This window comes from Micromonospora sp. NPDC049359, assembly GCF_044466585.1.
In the GTDB taxonomy this organism is placed as follows: Bacteria; Actinomycetota; Actinomycetes; order Mycobacteriales; family Micromonosporaceae; genus Micromonospora.
In genome coordinates this window covers 1-20,280 of the sequence record NZ_JBITMW010000015.1, presented here as the reverse complement: position 1 = coordinate 20,280, position 20,280 = coordinate 1, and the positions used below count along the sequence as shown (strand labels likewise).

26 protein-coding genes and 1 tRNA gene are annotated in these 20,280 nt (G+C 70.6%); 15 read left to right on the top strand and 12 right to left on the bottom strand.

Features of this window, described 5'->3' with window-relative positions:
• Positions 1 to 15: 15 nt before the first annotated feature.
• On the top strand, positions 16 to 1,200 hold the full coding sequence (locus ACIBTX_RS28270; protein WP_357393277.1) for an FAD-dependent oxidoreductase: 1,185 nt from the start codon (positions 16 to 18) through the stop codon (positions 1,198 to 1,200).
• A gap of 4 nt (positions 1,201 to 1,204) precedes the next feature.
• Here the strand turns inward: ACIBTX_RS28270 and ACIBTX_RS28265 are convergent, their stop codons facing one another.
• Positions 1,205 to 2,095, bottom strand: coding sequence for an NmrA/HSCARG family protein (locus ACIBTX_RS28265; RefSeq protein WP_357173575.1), 891 nt, complete (start codon positions 2,093 to 2,095; stop codon positions 1,205 to 1,207).
• A gap of 83 nt (positions 2,096 to 2,178) precedes the next feature.
• Between ACIBTX_RS28265 and ACIBTX_RS28260 the strand changes: the two genes are divergently transcribed.
• A complete protein-coding gene (locus ACIBTX_RS28260) occupies positions 2,179 to 2,718 on the top strand; it encodes a helix-turn-helix domain-containing protein (protein WP_357173572.1) in 540 nt (179 codons plus the stop codon).
• 99 nt (positions 2,719 to 2,817) lie between these two features.
• Positions 2,818 to 3,267, top strand: a complete 450-nt coding sequence (locus ACIBTX_RS28255) for a hypothetical protein (protein WP_357173569.1) — start codon at positions 2,818 to 2,820, stop codon at positions 3,265 to 3,267.
• 36 nt (positions 3,268 to 3,303) lie between these two features.
• Here ACIBTX_RS28255 and ACIBTX_RS28250 read toward each other — a convergent pair whose 3' ends face one another.
• From ACIBTX_RS28250 to ACIBTX_RS28240, 3 genes are all read right to left on the bottom strand, one after another.
• Complete coding sequence (locus tag ACIBTX_RS28250) at positions 3,304 to 4,512, bottom strand: serine hydrolase domain-containing protein (RefSeq protein ID WP_396833210.1); 1,209 nt, start codon at positions 4,510 to 4,512, stop codon at positions 3,304 to 3,306.
• Between the two features lie 299 nt (positions 4,513 to 4,811).
• A complete protein-coding gene (locus ACIBTX_RS28245; protein WP_357132338.1) occupies positions 4,812 to 5,186 on the bottom strand; it encodes a YciI family protein in 375 nt (124 codons plus the stop codon).
• Between the two features lie 242 nt (positions 5,187 to 5,428).
• A complete protein-coding gene (locus ACIBTX_RS28240; protein WP_396833209.1) occupies positions 5,429 to 6,406 on the bottom strand; it encodes a DUF6461 domain-containing protein in 978 nt (325 codons plus the stop codon).
• A 174-nt stretch (positions 6,407 to 6,580) separates the two neighbouring features.
• Here ACIBTX_RS28240 and ACIBTX_RS28235 point away from each other — a divergent pair, with 174 nt between their 5' ends.
• The 6 genes from ACIBTX_RS28235 (at position 6,581) to ACIBTX_RS28210 (ending at position 9,262) form a co-directional block, all read left to right on the top strand.
• Complete coding sequence (locus ACIBTX_RS28235) at positions 6,581 to 6,937, top strand: hypothetical protein (protein ID WP_357173561.1); 357 nt, start codon at positions 6,581 to 6,583, stop codon at positions 6,935 to 6,937.
• A 119-nt stretch (positions 6,938 to 7,056) separates the two neighbouring features.
• Positions 7,057 to 7,476: a YbaB/EbfC family nucleoid-associated protein gene (locus tag ACIBTX_RS28230; protein ID WP_357132329.1), complete on the top strand. Its 420-nt coding sequence runs from the start codon at positions 7,057 to 7,059 to the stop codon at positions 7,474 to 7,476.
• A gap of 58 nt (positions 7,477 to 7,534) precedes the next feature.
• Positions 7,535 to 7,801 carry a hypothetical protein gene (locus ACIBTX_RS28225; protein WP_357173555.1) on the top strand — a complete coding sequence of 89 codons (267 nt, stop codon included), beginning with the start codon at positions 7,535 to 7,537 and terminating at the stop codon, positions 7,799 to 7,801.
• A gap of 3 nt (positions 7,802 to 7,804) precedes the next feature.
• Positions 7,805 to 8,299 carry a hypothetical protein gene (locus tag ACIBTX_RS28220; RefSeq protein ID WP_355619480.1) on the top strand — a complete coding sequence of 165 codons (495 nt, stop codon included), beginning with the start codon at positions 7,805 to 7,807 and terminating at the stop codon, positions 8,297 to 8,299.
• Positions 8,292 to 8,810, top strand: a complete 519-nt coding sequence (locus ACIBTX_RS28215; protein ID WP_357132323.1) for a hypothetical protein — start codon at positions 8,292 to 8,294, stop codon at positions 8,808 to 8,810. The genes ACIBTX_RS28220 and ACIBTX_RS28215 overlap by 8 nt, the downstream gene beginning before the upstream one ends.
• Entirely contained in the window at positions 8,810 to 9,262 is a 453-nt protein-coding gene (locus tag ACIBTX_RS28210; protein ID WP_357132320.1) for an SUKH-3 domain-containing protein, read from the top strand. Before ACIBTX_RS28215 ends, ACIBTX_RS28210 begins: the two co-directional genes overlap by 1 nt.
• A gap of 10 nt (positions 9,263 to 9,272) precedes the next feature.
• Here ACIBTX_RS28210 and ACIBTX_RS28205 read toward each other — a convergent pair whose 3' ends face one another.
• Positions 9,273 to 9,410 carry a DUF397 domain-containing protein gene (locus ACIBTX_RS28205; RefSeq protein ID WP_357132317.1) on the bottom strand — a complete coding sequence of 46 codons (138 nt, stop codon included), beginning with the start codon at positions 9,408 to 9,410 and terminating at the stop codon, positions 9,273 to 9,275.
• Positions 9,411 to 9,480: 70 nt separating this feature from the next.
• Between ACIBTX_RS28205 and ACIBTX_RS28200 the strand changes: the two genes are divergently transcribed.
• The 4 genes from ACIBTX_RS28200 (at position 9,481) to ACIBTX_RS28185 (ending at position 12,272) form a co-directional block, all read left to right on the top strand.
• Positions 9,481 to 9,906 (top strand): hypothetical protein, encoded by a 426-nt coding sequence (locus ACIBTX_RS28200; protein ID WP_357132314.1) that lies wholly within the window; start codon positions 9,481 to 9,483, stop codon positions 9,904 to 9,906.
• 131 nt (positions 9,907 to 10,037) lie between these two features.
• Entirely contained in the window at positions 10,038 to 10,691 is a 654-nt protein-coding gene (locus ACIBTX_RS28195; RefSeq protein WP_396833208.1) for a hypothetical protein, read from the top strand.
• Positions 10,692 to 10,696: 5 nt separating this feature from the next.
• Positions 10,697 to 11,263 carry a hypothetical protein gene (locus tag ACIBTX_RS28190; RefSeq protein WP_396833207.1) on the top strand — a complete coding sequence of 189 codons (567 nt, stop codon included), beginning with the start codon at positions 10,697 to 10,699 and terminating at the stop codon, positions 11,261 to 11,263.
• A gap of 187 nt (positions 11,264 to 11,450) precedes the next feature.
• Positions 11,451 to 12,272, top strand: coding sequence for a hypothetical protein (locus ACIBTX_RS28185; protein ID WP_396833205.1), 822 nt, complete (start codon positions 11,451 to 11,453; stop codon positions 12,270 to 12,272).
• A 154-nt stretch (positions 12,273 to 12,426) separates the two neighbouring features.
• Here ACIBTX_RS28185 and ACIBTX_RS28180 read toward each other — a convergent pair whose 3' ends face one another.
• Entirely contained in the window at positions 12,427 to 12,951 is a 525-nt protein-coding gene (locus ACIBTX_RS28180) for a hypothetical protein (RefSeq protein ID WP_357173533.1), read from the bottom strand.
• Positions 12,952 to 13,242: 291 nt separating this feature from the next.
• On the opposite strand from ACIBTX_RS28180, the gene ACIBTX_RS28175 reads away from it, so the two are divergent.
• Complete coding sequence (locus tag ACIBTX_RS28175; protein WP_396833204.1) at positions 13,243 to 13,704, top strand: hypothetical protein; 462 nt, start codon at positions 13,243 to 13,245, stop codon at positions 13,702 to 13,704.
• A 90-nt stretch (positions 13,705 to 13,794) separates the two neighbouring features.
• On the opposite strand, the gene ACIBTX_RS28170 is transcribed toward ACIBTX_RS28175, so the two are convergent.
• From ACIBTX_RS28170 to ACIBTX_RS28145, 6 genes are all read right to left on the bottom strand, one after another.
• Positions 13,795 to 13,871: transfer RNA gene (locus ACIBTX_RS28170), tRNA-Ile, on the bottom strand.
• Between the two features lie 64 nt (positions 13,872 to 13,935).
• Complete coding sequence (locus tag ACIBTX_RS28165; protein WP_396833203.1) at positions 13,936 to 15,135, bottom strand: insulinase family protein; 1,200 nt, start codon at positions 15,133 to 15,135, stop codon at positions 13,936 to 13,938.
• Between the two features lie 69 nt (positions 15,136 to 15,204).
• Positions 15,205 to 15,621, bottom strand: a complete 417-nt coding sequence (locus ACIBTX_RS28160) for a hypothetical protein (RefSeq protein WP_396833202.1) — start codon at positions 15,619 to 15,621, stop codon at positions 15,205 to 15,207.
• Positions 15,618 to 16,565, bottom strand: coding sequence for a hypothetical protein (locus ACIBTX_RS28155; RefSeq protein WP_363661035.1), 948 nt, complete (start codon positions 16,563 to 16,565; stop codon positions 15,618 to 15,620). Before ACIBTX_RS28155 ends, ACIBTX_RS28160 begins: the two co-directional genes overlap by 4 nt.
• Before the next feature lie 56 nt (positions 16,566 to 16,621).
• The gene (locus ACIBTX_RS28150; protein ID WP_357132289.1) at positions 16,622 to 17,860 is read right to left on the bottom strand and encodes an FAD-dependent oxidoreductase; all 1,239 of its coding nucleotides are present in this window, start codon (positions 17,858 to 17,860) and stop codon (positions 16,622 to 16,624) included.
• Entirely contained in the window at positions 17,850 to 19,973 is a 2,124-nt protein-coding gene (locus ACIBTX_RS28145) for an MMPL family transporter (protein ID WP_396833201.1), read from the bottom strand. Before ACIBTX_RS28145 ends, ACIBTX_RS28150 begins: the two co-directional genes overlap by 11 nt.
• Before the next feature lie 124 nt (positions 19,974 to 20,097).
• Between ACIBTX_RS28145 and ACIBTX_RS28140 the strand changes: the two genes are divergently transcribed.
• On the top strand, positions 20,098 to 20,280 hold a 183-nt coding region (locus tag ACIBTX_RS28140), incomplete at its 3' end, for a hypothetical protein (protein ID WP_396833200.1).

Here is a 20,280-nt window from a genome sequence, read left to right as displayed (position 1 = left end):
GACAGGAGCGCCGCCATGAAGCACCGCATCGTCGTCCTCGGAGCCGGCTACGCCGGAGCGACCGCCGCCGGCCGCCTCGCCCGCCGGTTGCACCCCGACGACATCGAGATCACCGTTGTCAACGCCGAGGCCGACTTCGTCGAGCGGGTCCGCATGCACCAGCTCGCCGCCGGCCAGGACCTCACGCGCCGCGAGCTGAGCCGGGTGTACGCGGGCACCGGCGTGCGGGTCCGCGTCGCCCGGGTCACCGCCGTCGACGTCGACCGCCGCACCGTCGCGCTCACCGACCCGCACGGCAACAACGAGATCGCGTACGACACGCTCGTCTACGCCCTCGGCAGCGCCTCGGCCGACCACGGCGTTCCCGGCGTCGCCGAGCACGCGTACGACCTCGCGGGCCGACCGTCGGCGCTGCGGCTGCGGGACCGTCTCGCCCACCTCGCCGCCGGGCAGCAGGTGCTCGTGGTCGGCGGGGGTCTCACCGGCCTCGAGGCCGTCACCGAGATCGCCGAGGCCCGGCCCGACCTCGACGTCGCGATCGCCGTCCGCGGCGGTCTCGGTGACTGGCTGAACGGCAGGGCGCGACAGCACCTGCGGGGCGTCACGAACCGGCTCGGCATCTCGGTGCACGAGCACACCGACGTCGTTCGGGTCGAGCCGGCCGGCGTGGTCAACGCCGACGGTGGCACGATCCCGGCCACGGTGACCGTGTGGACGGCCGGCTTCGCCGTCCACCCCATCGCCGCCGCCACCGGTCTGACCGTCGCGGCCACCGGGCAGATCATCGTCGACGACACCATGCGGTCCGTCTCGCACCCGGACGTGTACGCGGTCGGCGACGCCGGACTCGCCGCCGGGCCGGGCGGCAAGCCGCTACGGATGTCCTGCGCCTCGGGAACTCCGATGGCCTGGCAGGCGGCCGACGCCATCGCCGCGCGCCTGACCGGCCGGACGAAGATGCCGAATGCCCCGCTGCGCTACTTCAACCAGTGCATCAGTCTCGGCCGCCGCGACGGCATCATTCAGTACGTGACCGCCGACGACCGGGCCAAGCCGTCCCAGCTGACCGGGCGGCTGGCGGCCCGCTACAAGGAGGTCGTCTGCAAGGGCGCCGCCTGGGGGATCTCCCACCCGATCCCGTACCCGGTGCGCCGCCGCCGGGTCGTCGCGACCCGGACGCGGGCCACCGCCTCGATGTGACCCCTCAGGAGAATGTGCGGCGTGCCCACGTCCGGAAGTCGGTCGTGGGCAGGCCGAGCGCCCGGGTGATCTCGGGACGGGCGGGACTGCCGTTCTCGTTGATCCGCTCGACCGAATTGACCATGGCGGGAAGCAGTCCGCGTTCGACGGCTTCCCGCGGAGTGAGCACGGGCGCGGAGATCGTCCGGCCGGTGACCTCGCTGAGGATCGCGGCCACCTCGGTCATGGTGAGCAGGTCGCCGGCGAGTTCGACGTCCAGGCCGTCGAGCCGTCCCGGGTCCGTGAACGCGATCGCCGCGGCCTCTCCGATGTCGTCGACGGCGACCCAGGGGAGCTGGGCGTCCGCCGCGAAGCCGGTGATGATCGTGCCGCTGGACCAGTCGCCGAAGAGGTACGACCAGCCGACCAGGTTCTCCATGAACGTCGAGGGCGCCAGGACGGTCCAGTGCGCGAAGCCACCGGTGCGGACCATCTCGTCGATCGCCGCCTTGCTCTCCCAGTAGTGCCGGTCCCAGCGGCCCTCGGCCCAGCCGGGCTGGCTGCGGTGGAAGTCGCCCGCGCCGGACACGCTGCTGTGTACGACGTGTGCCACGCCGGCCCGGCGGGCGGCCTCGACGACGTTCCGACCGCGAGTCAGCTCGGCGTCGCCCTGCAGGTTCGCCACGTCGGGAAACGGGATCGAGAAGAGGCCGTCCATCCCCTGGGCCGCGGCGAGCAGCGACGCGGGATCGTCCAGGTCGCCCTTGACCAGTTCGGCGCCGCGCGCGGCCAGAGCCTGTGCGCTGTCGGTGGCGACGTCGCGGACCAGGGCACGGACCACGACGCCACGGTCGAGCAGCGCTCGGGCGGTAGCCCCTCCCTGCTTGCCGGTCGCGCCGATGACGAGGACAGCCATGATGCCTCCAAATAAGTGGGGCGTCCCCCCACTTGTCACCGGCTAAGATATGGGGGACCACCCCATTTTGGCAAGGGCGGGCCATGAGAGCCGACGCACAACGCAACTACGACCTCATCGTGAAGGCGGCCGCCGAGGCGATCGCCCGCGATGGCGCGTACGCCTCGCTGGAGGAGATCGCCCGCTCCGCCGGGGTCGGCTCGGCGACCCTGCACCGGCGCTTCCCGTCCCGGTGGTCCCTGCTCCAGGCCGTCTTCCGGACCTGCGTGCAGAACCTCGCCGGCCGCGCCGAGGACCTGCTGGCCGAGCCGGACGCTCTCGCCGCCTTCACCACCTGGTTGCGGGAGGTCACCGTGTACGCCACGACGACCCGTGGGCTCGCGGTGACACTGCTGAACGCGCCACCTGAGGAGAACGAGACCTGCGGCGCGACGCTCTGCGCGGCGGGCGAGAAGCTGTTGCGTCGGGCCGTCGAGCAGGGAACCGTACGCGCGGATGTCGTCATGGCGGACGTGATGACCCTCGCCAACGCCATCTCACTCGCCGCCCAGCCGGCCGACGCCACGAAGGCGGAACGACTCCTGGCCCTTTCCCTGGCGGGAATCCAGCCCCCCGCACGGTGACCGACCTCAATCCACGATGGAGTGTTCGGGGCCGGCGAGCTTGACTCGATCGTCATGCTGGAACCCGATGCCCGCGCCCGTACCGTCGTTGGAGGACCCGTGCGCAAGCCAGCCAGGACCGCAGCCGTCCTCGTCGGGCTCGGCGTCGGCGGCGCGGTCGGTCCGGCCCTCGGGCCGGCCGCCGTCTGGTCCGGTGTCGCGGTCGCCGCGATCGGAGTCGCGCTCTCCCTGATCGGCACCGGCGAGTCCCACCTCGTCGAGGACGGCCTGGCCGACCGGGGGGAGGACGACCAGGCCGCCGCCGCTCCGCGACGGCGCAAGCGGGAGACGCCGACCCTCAGCGGCCTGGGCACCCGGGTGGAGCAGATCCTCGACCTCGCCGAGAAGCAGGCCGAGGACCACCGCGCCGTCGCGCGACTCGAGGCGGAGAGCATCGTGACCGCCGCGCGGCGGGAGGCGGAGTCGATCCTCAACCGCGCGCACGAACAGGCGGCCGGGATTACCGGTACCCGCTGGGAGCCGCCTTCCTACGGCGTCGGCTCGCCGTAGCGGCCGGAAGGTAGCCGCGCAGGTCCGCGTGCGATGTCACCGGACCGACGATGCTCGGTGGTCGGTGCCGCACAGCGCCGTCTCGACGCTCTCGTTCACCTCGGCGAGCATCTGCTCACCGGTCGGCAGGCCGGTCACGGCGACCACGGCACCGCGGCCGTCGCGGGTGACCAGGTTGCGGGTCTCGAACCCCTGGATGTCCCCGCCGTGACCCCAGGCTTCGACGCCGCAGGGCAACTCGTGGCTGGCGATGCCGAGCCCGTACGCGTACTCGCCGGTCGGCTCGAAGCCGGGCGCGGGCACGGTGGTCATCATCGCCTTCTGCTGCGCGGGCTTGAGCAGCCGGCCGTCGACGAGCGCCTGGAAGAAGGTCCGCAGCTCGTCCGGGGTGGAGACCAGTTGGCCGGCGGCCCAGCCCAGCGACGGGTCCATGTCGGTGACGTCCACCCACGGTGCGCCGGGGCCCACTGCGACGTAGCCGTGCGGGTGCGTACCCCGAAGAGACTGCTCCCCCACTCCCGGCCAGTAGGTGTCGCGCAGGCCGAGCGGCCTGATGATCCGGTTGGTGATCTCCTCGCCGATGGGACGCTCGGTGACCTGCTCGACGATGAGCCCGGCGAGGACGTAGTTCGTGTTGCTGTACTCCCACCTCGCGCCGGGCGCGAAGTGCGGCGCGTTCGTCAGCGCGGCATCCACCAGCCGCCTCGGCTGGTAGTACGAGTGGCTCTTGTCGATGAGGTCCTGCGCCTTGGTGAAGAGCACGTCGTCGTAGTCCGCCAGGCCGCTCGTCTGCTGCAACAGCTGACGTACGGTGATCGCGCTGCCGTCGTTGCCGTGACCTCGCACGACTCCGGGCAGGTAGTGCTCGACCGTGGCATCCAGGTCGATGCGCCCCTCCCCCACCAACTGCAGGACGACCACCGCGGTGAAGGTCTTCGTGTTGCTGCCGATGCGGACCTGGCCGTCCCGGGGAACCGGGCGACGCGTCTGGAGGTCGCCGACCCCGGCGGTGTAGTCGCGGACCCGGCCGTCGGCCCCCCGTACGGAGGCGAGGACGCCGGGGAAGCCACTCTCGCTGACCAGGCCGTCCAGTTGCCGCTGCACGGCATCGGGTGGCCCGGCCGGGCGACCACTGTCGGTGGCGGCGAACGCGGCGGACCCGGTCAGGATGGTGGCGGCGGCCAGTGTCGCGGCGACCGCCCGCAGGGCTGGGCGGCGCGTGGACGTAACGGCGTGCGGCGGCATGACTGCTCCCTGGAGTCTCGGAAACGCTTGACGCCATCAAGGGTTCAAGAATTCCGATCCGGGGACGATCCCCGCAGCTGCCCTCCTGCCGGTACAGCCTGCGCTACCCGGCCGGCCGGGTCTGCTCGACCAACCACAGCGGCGGTGGTGAGCGGTATACCTCAGTGGAATGTTCATACCTCTGAGGCATACCGCACTTCAGCACACCTAGAACCACCCGCTTCAGGGGCGGGACGAGCACTTCCATGTCGTGCCGTCGTGGTGCGAGACGCAGACCACCAGGATCTTCCCGATGAAGGTCACCCTCGACGGTCGGCGCGGCGGAGCATCTCCTCCATCTCGGGGTCGGCCATGATCTCCCGGACCTCCTGGGCGCAGCGGCAGCCGGCGGCGAACTTGGCAGCCCATCCGAGCGCCTCCTCGCGGGTGGTCACGTCGACGACCACGAACCCGCCGATGACCTCCTTGGTCTCCGGGTAGAGGCCGTCGGTGACCGACCCGTCCGTGGCCACGATGTTGGCCCGCTGCCGTTGAAGGCCGCCGCCGAACACCCAGACGCCCGCGTCGACGGCCTCCTGGAGCACGGCGTGCGCCGCCTTGCCCACCTCGGGCAACTCCTCGGCGGGGATGTGGTCCATCGCGCCGTCGTTGAACGAGATCAGGTACCGCGCCATCTCAGAACTCCTCGTCTCCCGGGCGGCCTTCGCCGACCGCCTCCACCCGTACCACGAACGAGCAGCCCTCGATTCGACGCCAGGCCGGAAAAAATCCCGCCGCCCGCCGATCTGCTGTTCGTGGCGTGGTGTTCGTGGTGTGGTGTGGTGTGACAGCAACTTCGGGGATGTTGCTGTCTCCGGCGCGGCTGAGGCAGCAACATCGGGGATGTTGTGCAGATCTTGGCGTCGATCCGACCCCGTCAGCCGGTCTCCCGCACGAGGCGGTACAGGTCCTGGCGCACCGCCGGCCAACCGTCGCCGAGCGCGTGCCGCGCGGCGCCCAGCGCGTCGACGCCGGCCATTTCCGCGCCCAGCGCCGCGTGCAGGGCGTGCACGGCATCGGCGCCGGCCCGGACATCACCGCCCTGCGCCGTGAGGCGGACGATCCTCCACCGGGTCTCCTCGTCCACGGTCAGCCCCCGCTCGACGGCCTCGACCGCCTGCCTCGCCAGCTCGTCGTCGCTGAACCGGAGCCGCATGATCACCGCCCGTACGGCGTGCGCCACCGCCGCCCGCCGTACCTCATCCGGCGCGGACCGCAGCCGAGCGTCCAGGTCGGGCTCGTAGTGACCGAAGTTCGACGGCGGCCTCGGGTCGGCCGGGATGTGCGGCAGCCGCACCGTCACCCACGGCCCGGCCTGCGGGTCGACCCCCTCGTCGCTCATCCACTCGGCCGGCAGCCGCACCCCGGTCCGCCGTTCGACGAACGCCATCGCCGCCGACCGCACGTACCCGGTTCCGCGCGCGGCGCGTACGTCGTCCAGGTCGTCGGCGAACGCGGACGGGTCGTCGCCGTGCCGCCGCTCCGGGTCGTTCAGGTCCATCCAGGCGAGCACCCGGCCGTACACCGCGTACGTGAGGCCGCCGTTGCCGTTCACAGTCCACTCGACGGTGTGCACCCGCGTGCCGTCGCTGAGCCAGCGCAGCACCTCGGGCCGGCTCAACGCGCAGCCATTGTCCTGGAACACCAGCACGTTCGGGCCGATCTGGGCTAGGTCGGCAAGCTCGCCCGACTGGTCGTCACCCGGCTCGACACGCCTGGCCCGCAGCCGCTTGATGATCCCGTCGACGGTGGCCTCGGTACTCGCCGGCTGCACCACAGCCCAGCTCAACCCCTCGGCGAGCCAGTCCCGCCCGGTGAGGAAGTCGTCGTAGTACCGCACCGCGTCCGAGACCATCGGAACACGGTACGACGTTCATCGACGCCTAGGACTGCCTGATCCACTCGGGTTCCTGGAAGTCGGTCCGAAAACGGCGTCCTGATACCCCGATTTCCCGGAGGCCGAGTCGATCAATCGTCCGCCGCGGCGACGGGGCGTGGTGTGTGTCGATCCGGTTGTATCGTCTCGCTGATGGGGCGGCTTATGGACCGGCGCCGCGATCTTGCCGGATGGTTGGTGACGCCACTGTTCACCCTCGTGGCGGCACCGGTGCTGGCTGGCATAGTCGGAGTGTTGGGAAACATCGGAGACAGCAACGGCCCGCCGACGCTGTGCAAAGAGGCAATCGCCGACAACAGTTGCGAGGAAACCAGCCTCAGAGTGATCGGCGTGCATGTGGCGATCGCGGGCACCATGTGGCTGCTGCTATGGATCATCCCGTGGTGGCGAGGTCTTCGCACCGTGCGCGTGCTGCTCGCCGTCGCCGCGACCGTCGTCCTCGTACTCCTGCCGGTACGCATGTTCGACTGGTCCATCCGGTACTTCTGATGTCCACAGTGATGCGAGGCCCTCGCCGTCGCCGGCGCACGCCCCCGGGGGACGGCGGGCGACGGCGTTGTCTTCTAAAATCTCGTGGGCAGCACTGAACGCAGATCCGGGGGGCTGAGGTGACATCGACGAACCCCAACGGGATCGACAAAGTGCTCACCGACACGCTGCGTGCGCTGTCCGCACAGCAGTCCGGCGGGGCGGACGGGGCGGACGTGCCCCAGCCTGAGGGTCACGGCGAGGCGGCGGACGGGATGGTGCGGGCCACCGCTGCGCCGCCGGGCCGGCTGACCGCACTGGAGGTCGACCCAGGCCTCCGGCGGCTCGACCTCACGACCCTGACCGAGCACATCCTCACCGCCGTCAACGACGCCATGGCAGACCTGCAGCAGGCGACGACGTCCACCACGGAACAGGTTGACCTGAGTGACCTCGGGCGGCAGTTGACCGAGATTCAGCGGGATGCCGCCCGGCAGTTCACCACGTTCCTCGACGGGCTCGCCGACGCGCAGGACCGGCTGGGCCGCCGAGGCGGGTGACGGCGCCGTGCAGATCGACCCGGAGGGCATCTCGGCTGCCGGCACCACCATGCGGTCGTTGGCGGACGGTTTCGCCGACAAGCTGACCGCCTTCCAGGCCCGACTGGCATCGATCGGTCCCGCGTTCGGCGACGACGAGACCGGGTCACTGCTCGGCGTGGCATACGACGAAGCGGCGGCGTACGTCTTCGAGTCACTGCTCGAGGCGCTCGATGAGGTCGGTTTCGCTGGCGACGACCTGACCGGGATGGCTCGTGCCCACGAAGCCAACGAGGCCGACACCGGCGACCTGTTTCGCGTGCTGCTCAAACGAATGGAAGGCTGACGGGTGGGTCTGCAGATTCCGGGTGAGCTGCGCAGCCTGCTCGACATCCTGGGCTACACCTGGCCAGCTTCTGACGAGCAGAAGCTCTTTGAGCTCGGCCAGGCCTGGTGCGAATTCAGCAGTGACGTGGCCGAGTTCATTCAGCAGGCGGAGACGGCCGCCAAAGCCGCGCTGAGCGGCAACGAGGGTGCCGATATCGAGGCATTCCGTGCCTGGTGGGGCCAACAGGAGAGCCCGGTCGACAGCCTTCAGAGCAACGGCACCGGCGCGCTGGTCGGCGGTGCCGGACTCATGATCGCTGCCGCGATCGTACTGGCCCTGAAGATCGCGGTCATTGTGCAACTGGTCCTGCTGGCGATCCAGATCGCGCAAGCAATCGCCACCGCTGGCCCGACGTTCGGCGCCTCGCTGCTGGAGATTCCGGTGTTCCAGACGCTGACCCGCACCATCGTCGGCAACCTGATGCAGGAAGCCCTCTGGCGGTTGGCCGATGGTTAGGAACCGCACCGGCAAGATCGCCGCCAAGTTCGCCCGGGAATGGGTCAGAGACCTCAAGAAGGTCAAGCGGCGACGCCGCGGAAATCCGGACGCACGGCCGACCAGAAACGCGTCTCCCTCGCGGCAGGCCTCGTACCGTGCCCGTCAGGAGGCCGACCGCCAGCAGCGCAACGGACGGGTCAATGGCACCGCCGAGGCCGTGACCACGGCTGATGGGCGGCACACCGCCGTCTCGGTGAGCGACGGCCCCGACCGGATCTATCCGCACAACCGCGAGGTGGCCGGTGCGCTCGACCGGGTGCCGCAGAACCTTCGCGCGCCGTGGCACGGCAACTGCGCGTTACCGCAGTCGTTGTCAAAGCTGCTGGACCGGGGCATCGACCCGCGCGGTGGCGCGATTGGGGCCGCACGGATTCGCGCTCCGGGTAACCCCGGACACGGCGCGCACAACCCGTGCTGCAACAGTTGTAAGTCGTTGCGCAACGAGTTCGACCTGAGAGAGGTGCTGTGATGCGGGGAGATGACCGCGCACTGCCGGACCGTGCGGCGCAAGCCCTCAGGATGGCGGGTTGGTCACCACGCCGCCGAATGGACGTCGGCGAGTGGGAGTCGGCGCTCGCCCCGGAGGGCTTTGCCATGCACGCTCCCGCGCGAGCTTTCCTCACCGAGTTCGGTGGACTGGTCGTGCCGGTGAGCGGTCCCGGTCGGGACTCGGCCCGCATCGGTCTACGGCTCGACCCACTGTTGTGCCTCGGTCAGAAGGTCTGGTTCGACAGCCTCTCCGGATCCACGGCCGGTCTGCTCTACCCGCTCGGCGAGGAACACGACGGGCACGCCAGCCTGGCCATGGACGAGGAGGGCACGATCTATCTGCTCTTCAACGACCAGATCAAGAGGATCGGCCCCGGCCTGACCGGCCTGGGCCGACTGCTCGAGGGCGAAGAGGCCCCGGCCGGGCGTTAACGGGCCGCAGTCAGCGAGGCTGCTTGGCGCTGCTGATGAACGCCGACCAGGCGGCCGGCGCGAAACTCAACACCCCGGCATCCGGAGCCGTGGAATCGCGAACGTCGACCCCGGCAACAGCCGACGTGGCCCGCTTGGCCGCCGCCATCGGACTGACCCGGCGCTGGCGCGCTGTTCGGGTCGGTGTACGGAACATCGACGACCGTAGACTGCCCGCCGTGGGATATTCCGTGTGGCCTTCCGGCCGTCTGCACCTACCGGAGTCGGACGACGCCGCCGCAACGGCCGCCGCCAAGGCAGCCATGGCCGAACAGAGTCGTTGGTACGAGCCCGACATGACTGACGTGAGTGACCGGATCGTCGACATAGCGAGCGAGGCCAGGGCCTCGATCACCCGCGACGGGGACTGGATCGAGTTCGATCACGACGACGCGGGCGACCCCAAGTGGTCGCACCAGGCCATCGCCTTCTACGTCGCGATCGCGCCGTTCGTTCGCTCCGGCGTCGTCCACTTCGACGGTGAGGACGGTGCCCACTGGTCCTACACCTACGCCGACGGACGGATGACCCAGCAGGGTTGGCTCGGCTGGGACGGATCGGTCGAGCCGTTCGGCGAGTACGTGGATCCCCCGTCCCTGGAGTAGGGAGGGGCAGAGCCTTGAGGTCTTGCTGCCCTAGCCTGGCCGCTCGCAGAAACCACCGCCTGCCGCAAGCATGGATCCGAGGCGTTCGCTGCCAAGCCAGCGGCGCACGGAAGATCGAATAAGCTGCCCGCGTGACGCGACACGTCCGTGACGCACCGTCCAACCTGAGTGTCCGGGCTCGCCGCTTCGTGGCGGTCCATGGAGTTTGGCTCGACGTGCCCTCTGTCAGTGACTGGCGCGAGCAGTGGGAGGCCAACGGCATTCCGTCGGAAGTCGTCGACCGGGCGGAGAGCTATCAGGCTCGCTGGGGCGGACTCGCCCTACCTCCGTCGTTCAGCTACGACGGAGGGCCGCGAATGCTGCGTGCCGACACACCGGAGTGGGAGAACGACCTCCCCGAGCCGGACTGGTGGTTCGAGGCAGGACCGCAACGAACGGCGTTGCCGTACTCCTTCCTGATCGGACCTGACGGAAGCTTCGGCATCGCCATGGACAGTTGGGTGCCTCTGCACGTCCGCATCGAAGGCTGGGTCGAGTCACTGGCACTCGCCCAGTCGGCAGAGCAGATCGCAGAGACGGTTACCAGGCTTTCTGGCGACGCGGTTGCCGACCTTGACCTCTCCGATATGCGACCCGTGCCAGAGACGGCCGGCATTGTCGACACCTGGTGGCATGGGGCAGGCTCTCTGATCGCGATCTACAACGGCGAAGCGGAGCTGTTCGGACGTCCCGACTATCGGGTTGCGCGCGTCTACTCCGGCAAGATCGACATGGAGTGGCTGTAGGAGGCATGGATCCGAGGCGTCTGAGGAGGCTGTCGCCCGTGGCAGAGCGGGATGAGCTCGATGTGGCCAGACGTCGCTTGCCCGTGGGTGAACACATCACGGGCCAGGTCGTCCGTGTACCGAGGCCCGGAGCGATCGGGCTGCTCGTGGACCTGGGCCAGGAGCTGGAGGGCTTCGTTGACGTCCTCGTCCTGCCTCATGACCCGGCCGAGTGGCCTTCGGTCGGCGCAGTGATGACGTTCGAGGTTCTCCAGCACCGGCCAGGCCAGGTGCGTCTCTTCCCACTCGACGCGTCGTTCCGCTCCCGGACCTACCTCCCCGCCAGCACGAGCAACGAGGAGTGGCTGGTCCTCAAGATGCGCTTCCCGATCGGCTCTGCGGTCACCGCCACCGTCACCCACGTCTTCACCTCGAACAGGGAGTATGTGGTGCGGTTCGAAGACTGCTCATCAGCCCTGGAATGGACCGGCGAGGCCCCGATGGTTGGCGCCACCGGCAGGTACACGATCACGCGCCACCTGGATCACACCCGACGCGTCGTACTCACGCCGGCCGATCCAATCCAGGATTGATCTGGACCGGCATCCTTGCCAACCGCCCGCTCATCATCGGCTCGACGCGATCGGCTCAGGGCCCGTCCGCGACCGCACTGCATTGCACTGCACCGGTGGAGATCTGGAACGGACGCTCGATGTGAGCCTTGCTCGGCGTTGCTAGCGTCGTGGCTAGGTCTGAGGGCGAACAGGCAGGACGGACGCCATGGCCAGCAGCGGAAGTACAGCTAGCTCGGCGAATCGGCGGGCTCGCGCGCCGATGTTCGTGATCGGCAGCGTCGTGGCGTTGGTCGCCCTCATCGCGCTGGGGTACCGGCTGAGTACCGACCCGCGGGTCGGGCACGAAGCGGGCGTCATCCGCGTGGTGCTGGCTCCGGGAGCCTTTCTGGTGCTGTCCTGGCTCGTCCGCCTAATTCAGTGGTGGGGTGCCGCTCGTGCTCCCGCGAGGCGGGTCCTGGTGACCGCGCATCTGGCGCAGGGAGGGCAGCCGGGAAGCGCGGGGCGGGTCACCGCTGCGGCGCACGCCGTAAACGCCGCCGGCGGGTCCGACACCAGCCCCAAGGGATACTCCGTGTGGCTGACGGTGGGCGGCCGGGGCAGGGGCGTCGTCCTACACCAACGTGTCGTCTGGGAACCGTGGTTGCGCGAGCTGACCAGGTCGCGTCCGGCTACGATCCGGCACGGGCCCGGCGTCAGCGTGGTCGACGTGGCCGGGTACGGGCGGCTCTGGCCCGCGAGTTTCACGCTGCTCCGTCGTCCCTACGGGGTCAGCCTCATTCCGTTCCGCAAGGCCCATGAGTTGCCGAAGAGCGGGAGCCTCTCGTACGGCCGTCTGGCCTACCTTTTTCTCGTGTTCCTCGCGCTCGGCCTGGCCGACCTCGTCGGCCACGGTATGTGGGCGCTGCTCGGGTGGTGGGCGGCGTACCTCGTCGCCTCGATGGCCGCCATCGGAGCCTGGTTCGGCCTCGTTCCGCCCGGCGTGCGTTGGGAAACAGCCCCTCGGGGCCACGTCGCGACGACCTCCTGACCACGGACGCGATCGAGCGAACAGGCGGCGCCCTCGGCCAGAGCCTCGTCTCCCCATCAGAAACGGTCGCCTGCTCCTGCGGCCACACTGCGGGCCTTGGAGCCATCTCCGCCATGAGGCCGGGGCCGTGCCGGCGCGACCCGCCTTGCGGTGCTCACTCGGCAGTGGTCAGGGGAACTCGCTGCCCTTGCCTCGCTTCGAGGACTACCCGTTGACCCAGAGGCTGAGCCAAGTTCAGATTGGCAGTTCGTCGGTAGCCGACAAGCGTGCATACCTCGTTGGCGGCGTGAGGCTGGGCGATAACGATGACGACGACGGCGTTGGCAGACTCGACCGCCTCAGCGTGGTAGTCGGCACCGCACGGTCTGGTTGCCGGCTCCCGAGTGCCAGTGAAGGTGACAGTCAACCGGGTGCTGGCCCTGGCACTGGTGGCTGATTCGATGGAGATGCCGGGTGGGGAGTTCCATGGCGGCGGCGTCACGGTGACGGTGGCTGCACCATCAGCGTTGATAACCGCCTGCTCATAGCGGGCCAGGGCCTCACCCGCTTGCTGGCGCATCTCCCCCAAGCTTTCCCCCTTGGGCAGTGCACCCTCATGCGGGTCGTTCACCTCCGAGCTGCAACCAGCCAGCACCACCACGGCCGCACCCCAGAACAGCCAGCGCCGGCGAACCACCATCAAGCACCTCCGCATCGCCTGAGCACACCGGCCGAATCCGCAGGGTCGACCGGTGTGCGGCCTTCGGCAGCCATCAGGGGGTCGATGGCGACCAACAGTATCGACGGAGGGCTGGCTGTCCAGACCAACCGTCAAGCATCAGGTGAGACTAGACAAAGCCGTCGATGGCTGCCCTCCGTCGGCTGTCGTGCGACAGTCGTCCGCCAACCGAACCGCGACGTCAGCGCGGATGGCGGCAGGAGACAAACTTCTGGGCCAGCCCGGTAGGCGCCGATCGCGTACCTTGCACCCATGCCAGTGCCATTCCCCGACACGATGCAGGAGGCGGCGGCCCCTACTCCACCACATCGCCGCCTCGCCACGGTTGCGTTCTCTCTGGCGCTGGTCGCCGTAGGGCTGATCGGCGGCTTCGGGGCGGCCAAGCTCGGCGATGATCCGCACACTGCCAAGGCGGAGCTGCTCGTCGGGACGGTCACCTGGTCGAACGACGAGACCAGGTCCATCGCGTTTGCGCAAGACGGGGCGCCGCGGGGCCCTCTCGATGGCGACACGATCTACTCGGTAATCGCCGAAAGCTGGCAGGACGCGCGCGGGACACTGCACAACGACGGCACGTATCCCACCTGCCTGGTCGGCGAGGAGAACGAGCCCGCCTCAGCGGACCGGCACCGTGTCGAGCTTGAGGTCCTACACCGAGACACGGGCAGCGCCCAGCCACAGCACATCGCCGTCCACGTTCACTGCCTCAATTAATGGCATGACCCCGGGCACCGGCGCGTCCGCACGTCTCGCCGCCAGAAGGCCGGCTGAGAGCGACCAACGGTGACGCGCACATCAGGTACGTGGTGGGGCGGGCGGGACTCGAACCCGCGACCGAGGGATTATGAGTCCCCTGCTCTAACCGGCTGAGCTACCGCCCCGGAACCGCGCGGATCTTATCCCGCCCGGTGGATCACGGGCCAGCGCCGATGCGGCCCCGTCCCATCACCGCCGCCGTCGCCACAGCAGCACGATGGGCAACGCGAGGATAACAGTGAGCAGCCAGCCTGCCACGACGACGCCCCCGAGCCACTCTTCGCCCGGCTCGGTGCCGGCGGCGACCATGACGTACGTCACCAGCAGGCTCACGGCGCCCGCCACGAGAACGGCGACGCCGCTGACCACGATCATCGCGACCTCCCACCAGGGGCGGTCGCCGGGCGCGCGGGCCGGCTTCTCCGGCGCGGAGGGCTGCGGGATCTCGTCCGGCGTACGTGCCGGCATGCTGATGTGCCGGTCGGCCGGCACCTGGGCGTCGATGACCGGGAGCGCCGCCGGGTGCAGGTGGAACATCGTCGGCTCGATGTGCAGCACGATGGCGTCCGCGCCGATCAGTTGCCGTGCTCCGTCGGGCCAGGTGAGCATGGCGGCGCAGTCGGCGTAGCGGACGGTCAGCGGCTTGTCGCTCTGGAGCAGGGTCACCCCGTCGACGCCGATCCGCAGGGCGGCGTTGCCCTCCTTCGCCGAGTAGCCGGTGCCTTCCAGGATCTCCGTCGAGTGGGTGGGCGCGGCGACGAAGCCGGCCCAGTCGGCGGTGAGCCCTCGCGGCACCATGAGCAGCGCGGAGCCCATCACCTCGCCGGCGACCTCGTGCAGGTCGGCGAGGTTGATGGCCTTCAACTCGGCCCGGTGCTCGTCGATGGTGAGGTTGGGTTCCCCGGTGAGCACGTTCAGGGCGTACCCGGGAAGTCGCGCGGCATCGACCTCGGCGGTGCCGAGCAGGTCCTCGCGCTTGGCCACGGTGGCGTCCAGGTCGGCCTGCTCGATCCGGCCTACCCGCAGCTTGGCGAGCACGTCGACGAAGCCGCCGAGAACGGCGTCCTGCTTCTCCGCCAGCGCGTCGGCGAGCGCCCGCAGCGTGGCGTTGCCGTCGCCGCGCGGGTCGTACCCGGTGGTGGCGGTGTAGGAGAGACCGGATTCCTGGCGCAGCGACCGGTACAGCTCCCGTTCCAGCACGCCGGCGAAGACGGCCGCGGCGGCGCTGCGCCGCACCACGGCGTCGAGCACCACGGCTCGGGCGCCGTGCACGAAGTACGCGGGGGTCTGCGGCAGCGCCGACGAGACCGCCGGGACCGGCTGGCGTACCCCGGTCGGCAGCGGCAGCCGGAGCCCGGCGGGCACCCGGTCGCCGCAGATCCACAGCACCGCGTTCTCCCGGGTGAACCAGCGGGCCGTCCACTCGCGCAGGTCGTCGGCGGTCAGCGCGCCCAGGCCCTACTCCGGGTAGCTGCTGAGCCCGAAGTCGCGGGCCCCGTGCCGCCACAGCGGGATGTCGTCGATCGCGGCGGCGCCCCGGCTGCTCCACTCGGTGCGCAGGATGTCCTTCTCGACGTCGAGTCGCGCGAGCGGCAGGTCGGACAGGTGCCCGCAGACGGCGGTCAGGAACGCCGCGATGTCGGTCTCGGAGCCCTGCGTGTGGAACATGGTGAACGCTGGCGCGGTCACGCCGTTGACGTGGTAGTCGGCCAGGCCGAGCGGCGCGAGCGCGAGGTGCTCGATGAGGTGGGTGGTGCCGGCGCGGGCGAGGGTCTCGTCGGCGGTGCCGACCCGGAAGGTCAGCCCGGCGCGCATCGGTCCACCGGTGGGGGCGAGCAGCGTGGGCACCCCGTCCACGTTCAGGTGCTGGATCACGACTGGCCACCCTTCGCGTACGCCTTCGCGCGGTACTTCGTGTAGCCCTCGGCGTCGTCCGCGTACGTCCAGGGGAATTCCGAGCCGAGGTTGCCGAGCGCTCTGAACTGGCTGGCCGCCGCGGACCACTGCTCGGTGAGGCTGAACACCAGCGCGAACGACGAGCGGACCCAGACCCAGCCGGGCCGGTCGACGAAGTCCGGGTGCAGCACGGACCGCTGCCCGGCCTGCATGATCTCGTCCACGACGGGGGCGCTGCGCACGTACGCGGCGCGTTCCCGCTCGGTGTCGAAGTCGAGCCAGCGTTCCAGGTGCGCCTCGGCGAGCACCACGGCGTTGGGCGCGCCGACGGGCGCGGTCTGCGCGCACTCGCGGGCGAAGGCGAAGGCGCGGTCCCAGTCGCCGCTCCACTTCGGGCAGAGCTGCTGAAGCAGCGTCGCCTGGGCGGGCGCGTGGTGGGGGTAGTGCTGGGCGAGTCGGTCGTAGCGGCGACGCGCCTCGTTCTGGCCCAGTTGCAGACCTCGGGCGATGGTGATGCGCTGGGTCCAGGCGGCCGCGTCGTCGGGGTGCCGGGCGGTGACGTCGATGAGCACCCGCTCGGCGCGACGCAGATGGTCGTGGAACTGGTCGAACTGCTCCCGGCTGACGTACCGGGCCCGGTAGCCGCTGCGGATCCGCCAGCCGGCGCGGATGAGGTGGTTGCCGAGCAGGGTCCCGGCGAGCGGGTCGGTGGGGTCCGCGTCGTACACCTGGCGTAGGAACGGCTCGGTCCCGGGCTTGTCGCCGGCCGCGGCGACGAGCAGCGTGCGGCCGTCCGGGTCGCGGTCCGCGAACACCGCCCGCACCGCGGGCCAGTCGGCGGCGTCGAGCGCCTTGTGCAGGTCGCTGACCTCGGGGTACGCGTCGGCGACGTCGAAGGTGGGCGCCGGGAGGGTGGCGGGCATGGCGGCGATCATAGGTGATCAACTACGGCTGCGGTGTCCCCTTTCGAGGCGCGAGGTCAGCCGGCGCGCAGGGCCTCGAGGACCGCGCCGGCGGCACGCCAACCGCTGGCGAGAGCGCCCTGGATCGACGGGCTGTCCCGGTGGTCACCGGCCACGAACAGCCCCTGCCCGAGCGCGACCGGCTTGCGCAGCCGTCCCTGCGGGGGTGGGGCGGCGGGCAGCGCGTCCGGTACGGACACGGTGGTGAGGTGCGTCCAGTCGGCGGTGGATCGTCCGTACAGCCGGGTCAACTCGGCCCGGATGGTCGGTTCGGGCGGGGCCGTCGGGCCGACCACCGAGGTGGCCACGAGGTGCCGGCCGGCCGGGGCGTAGGTCGGCACGGCGTTGCTGAGCACCACCGTGTTCGCCACGATCTCCCGACGGTCACCGTCGACGAGCAGGATCGGCTCGCGAAGCGGCGGTTCGGGAGCGCTGTGGTAGTACGTCGTGTAGCTGTGCATCCGTACCCTCGTCAGAGCCGGCAGCAGCGCGGCCGCGGCGGGCGGGTCGACGGCGACCACGACGGCCCGGCAGCTGATGTCGCCGGCCTGCGTGCGGACCAGGCCGGGCGCGACCTGCGCTACCGGCGTGTCCAGGTCGAGCAGGTCGACCGGGAGCGGCTCGGCGATGGCCCGGGGCAGCGCGGCCATCCCCTCGGCGGGCAGGCCGATGCGCCCCCGGGCGAACGAGCGCAGCACCATCGCGAACACGTGGCTGGAGGTCGCCAACTCCCGGTCGATGAACACACCGGACAGGAACGGCCGCAGCAACTCCTCGATGATCGCGTCGGAGAGACCGGCCCGGCGCAGCGCCGTCTCCGTGGTGGTCTCCGACGCGGCGAGCAGGCGGGACGCCGGCAGGGTGGCGGCGCCGGTGGCGAGCGCGGCGAAGCGGATCCGGTCGAGCAACGAACCGACGCCGGCGAGGGCGGTACGCGGGCCGCCGGTCGGCTCGCGCAGCGGGTTGACCAGCCGCAGCAGGTCGTCGCCCCGACGGACCAGCACGCCGGAGGTGAAGTATCCGAGGTTCAGGCGGTCCGTGTCGAGCAGCGTGCCGAGCTTCGGGTAGGCGGTGTTGAGCACCTGGAAACCGCGGTCGATCAGGTACCCGTCGACGACGTCGGTGGCGACCCGACCCCCCAGCCGGCCACCCGCCTCCAGCAGCCGCCAGGGCACGCCCGCGCGGTGCAGCCGGCGGGCGGCGGCGAGACCCGCCAGGCCACCGCCGACGACCACCACGTCGGTCTCAGCCAGCATCGCGCGCCTCCCGCTCGCCGTTCGTCCGGGACAACCGGCCCGGCCACCAGATCTTCGGCCCGATGTCGTACGCGAGCGCGGGCACCAGCAGCGACCGGACGATGATCGTGTCGATCAGTACCCCGATCGCGACCGCCGTACCCAACTCGACGAGCACCACCAGCGGCAGGACGGCGAGGGCGGAGAACGTCGCCGCGAGCACGATGCCGGCGGACGTGATCACCCCGCCGGTGACCGAGAGACCGGCGAGCACACCGGCCCGGGTACCCCGCTTGACCGACTCCTCGCGCACCCGGCTCGTCAGGAAGATGTTGTAGTCGATGCCGAGCGCGACCAGGAAGACGAACGCGAACAGCGGAAACGACGAGTCCACGCCAGGAAAGCCGAAGACGTGGCGGAACAGCAGCGCGCACAGGCCGAGGGTGGCCGCGAAGCTGAGCAGCACCGTGCCGATGAGCAGCAGCGGCGCGAGGAGGGCACGCAGCAGCAGGGCCAGGATCACCGCGATGACCACCAGCACCACCGGGATGATGACGTTCTGGTCGCGCTTCGCGGCGTCCGAGGTGTCCACGTTGATCGCGGTGAAGCCGCCCACCACGGCGTCCGCGTCGGGCACCCGGTGTACGGCCTCCCGCAGGTCACGGATGGTCCGCTCGGCGCCGTCACTGTCCGGTGGGTCGGTCAGGGTCGCCTCCAGTTGCACCCGACCGTCGACGACCTTCGGGGCGGCGTTGCCGTCCGGCGGCCCGCCCTGCTGGCCGCCGCTGAACGGGCGGACGGCAGCCACCCCGGGCACACCCTGCGCGACTGCGGCCACCCGCTGCGCGGACTGCTCGGTGGTGAAGACGGCGGCCGGGCTGCCGGTACCGGCCGGGTAGTGCCGGGCGATCACCTCCTGACCGTCCACCGAGTCGGTGCGCTGGGTGAACAGGTCGGACTGACCGAGAATGGTCGCGCCGAGCTGGGTGAGGCCGAGCGTGAGCACCGCCAGCACGACAGCCGTGCTCAACCAGATCGGGCGGGCGTGCCGGGCCACGAAGCCGGCGATCCGACTCCAGATGCCATGCTCGGCCTGCGGGTCGGCCTGGTCCACCCGGGGACGCCGGGGCCAGAACGCCCACCGACCGCCCAGCACCAGCAGCGCGGGCAGGAAGGTGAGCATCACCAGCAGCGTGGCGGCGATGCCGATGGCGGCGACCGGGCCGAGCGCCCGGTTGGAGTTCAGGCTGGACAGCAGCAGGCACAGCAGGCTGACGATGACCGTGCCGCCGGACGCGATGATGGCCGGCGCGGCACCCCGCCACGCGGCACGCATCGCGCCCCACGGCCGGTCGTGCCGGTGCAACTCCTCCCGATAACGGGCGATCAGCAGCAGCGCGTAGTCGGTGCCCGCGCCGAAGACCAGCACGGTGAGGATGCCCTGCGCCTGCCCGTTGAGCTTGACGATGTCGGCGTCGGCGAGCAGGTAGACGAAGACCGCGGCGAGGGCGTACGACATCCCCGCGGCGAGCAGGGGGAAGACCCACAGGACCGGGCTGCGGTAGACGATCAGCAGGATGACCAGCACCACGACAAGCGTGACGAGCAGCAGCGGCCCGTCGATGGCCGAGAACACCTCGATCAGGTCGGCGAGCAGACCGGCCGGGCCCGCGACGTCCACGGTGAGCCCGTCCCGGTCGCCCCCGGCGATGTCGCGCACCTGTCGGACCACCGCGCCGATCTGCTCACCCTCGGCGTCGTCCACCGGCACGACGACCTGTAATGCCTGACCGTCCTCGCTGGGAATCGGCGGCGGCAGCGGAGTGACGACGCCCGGCACCCGGGCGAAGCGGGCCGCGTCGGCGGCGACCCGCTGCCGGTCGGCGTCGGTGATCCCCGACGACCGCTCGTAGACGACCAGCGCCGGAGTGGTCTGCCGGTCGACGAACCCACCGGCGAGATCCTGGGCGCGGGTCGCCTCGGCGTCGGTGGGCAGGAAGGCGGCATTGTCGTTGGTGGAGACCTCACCAAGCCGCCCGGCGTACGGGCCGGCCACCGCGCCGATCACCAACCAGGCCAGCACGACCACCACCGCGACCAGCGTGGCCCGGCCGAAGCCCCGTCGTCCGGACATTCGCGCTCACTCCAAGAATCGACGCATAAATCGACGCAGCGGGAGTCTAAGTCGACATCGCCATCCTGCCGGGCCCACGAGCCCCAAGCGGGCCGAACCTCTCATTCCGTGCTCTCGCGCTCTCGTGCCCCGCGCCGTCGTGCCCCGCGCCGTCGTGCCCCGCGCCGTCGTGCCCCGCGCCGTCGTGCCCCGCGCCGTCGTGCCCCGCGCCGTCGTGCCCCGCGCCGTCGTGCCCCGCGCCGTCGTGCCCCGCGCCGTCGTGCCCCGCGCCGTCGTGCCCCGCGCCGTCGTGCCCCGCGCCGTCGTG